General features: G+C 44.4%; 1 protein-coding gene. It reads right to left on the reverse strand.

The window, feature by feature from the left end; all coding sequences use genetic code 11:
- Positions 1–42 precede the first annotated feature (42 nt).
- Positions 43–1,371 carry an IS3 family transposase gene (locus tag KJS57_RS25965; RefSeq protein ID WP_211026252.1) on the reverse strand — a complete coding sequence of 443 codons (1,329 nt, stop codon included), beginning with the start codon at positions 1,369–1,371 and terminating at the stop codon, positions 43–45.
- Positions 1,372–1,384 lie beyond the last annotated feature (13 nt).

Raw genomic sequence — 1,384 nt, forward strand, 5'->3', positions numbered from 1 at the left:
TAAACTGGTACCCTTGTCAAGGACACTTAAAAAAGAGAAGGCTTAGGCAACAGACAATAGATGATTCCTGTACTGAACAGGGGTCATCTTTTTTAATCCCCATTGATACCTGTGATGGTTGTAATATTGAATATAGCGGTCAATTTCGTCTTGCAACTCTTCAAAAGTGATGCAACCTCGACTATCTACATGGTCTTTCATGTGGCCAAAAAATGACTCCTGCGGGGCGTTGTCCCAACAGTTTCCTCGTCTGGACATGGACTGACCTAAACCTTTCTGCTTCAATAGCTTTTGGTACGTGGGGCTTGTATAATGGCTTCCCTGATCTGAGTGGATGAAAGCCTCTTTATGTAATTTAACACGTCTTTGTTTCATGAGTTTATCTATAGTTTGAGTGGCAATGGATAAATCAATTCGCTTTGAAAGATGATGTGCCAGTAGTTCCCCCGTAGAAGCATCCAATATAGTCGACAAATAGCCTACCTCCGTACGGTTGTAGGGAAGATACGTAATGTCGGTAAGCAAGACGAACCCCGGAATACCCTTCTTGAAATTCCTCTGTAACTGGTTAGGAAGGGTTCGATGCTCCAGGGTAGCTTTGGCCATACGTTTGTAGGGGTTCGGCTTTCTATGCGGACACACCAGGTTTAGTTTTTTCATTAACCGGCGGATTCTCTTTAGGTTGTAGGTGATACCAAATTCATTCTGAAGAACCATCTTTATGGAGCGAGACCCCTTTTTGAACCCTCTCCAATAGAATGCTTTCTTAATCCAGCCACCTGCCACGACGTCGAGTCTTGCACGTTCTAAGCGGGCGTCTGCAGCCTTTACATAGCTGTAATACCCCGAACGAGATACGTTAAGGAGTTTACAAAGATAGCGAGTCATACGCCCAAGGCCTTGGTCTACGGCCTCTGCAATTAACTCAAATAATTTAGTTTTGCTCAGATTCATTCCTTTTGCTACCAACAACCTTTCGTTCGAGTCTAGCTTTTTTAGTAGTTCAAGTTGGGACTCCAGGAGTTTGATCCGAGCATCTTGCTTGGCAATGACCTCCTCTTGCGTCAGTTCTCGCTGCAAGGGACGCCCCGAGCTGCCTTTACGAGAATCCGTTAAGCCAACGATTCCATCGCGTTTATACGCTCTCCGCCAACGATCAGCACACTGTTTTATACGACTCATCCCTATGACATTTACATCAAATCCATTGGCCTCAAAAATCTCCCTAGGCGTTTTTTGTAACATATTTTGATCGATGAAAAGCTGCTTAAATTCATCTGAATAAGTTATGGCCTTCGCACTTACATTCACCACGTACTTGTTTTGTGATAGGACCTCACGGTCCTCTTCGGTAAATCTCTTCTTGCTCATGCAATCCCCCCCC

It is taken from the genome of Paenibacillus vini, assembly GCF_018403325.1.
In the GTDB taxonomy this organism is placed as follows: domain Bacteria; phylum Bacillota; class Bacilli; order Paenibacillales; family Paenibacillaceae; genus Fontibacillus; species Fontibacillus vini.

Excerpts from the sequence above, each read along its gene's own strand:
- KJS57_RS25965 (WP_211026252.1), bottom strand. The coding sequence starts at position 1,371 with ATGAGCAAGAAGAGATTTACCGAAGAGGACCGTGAGGTCCTATCACAA.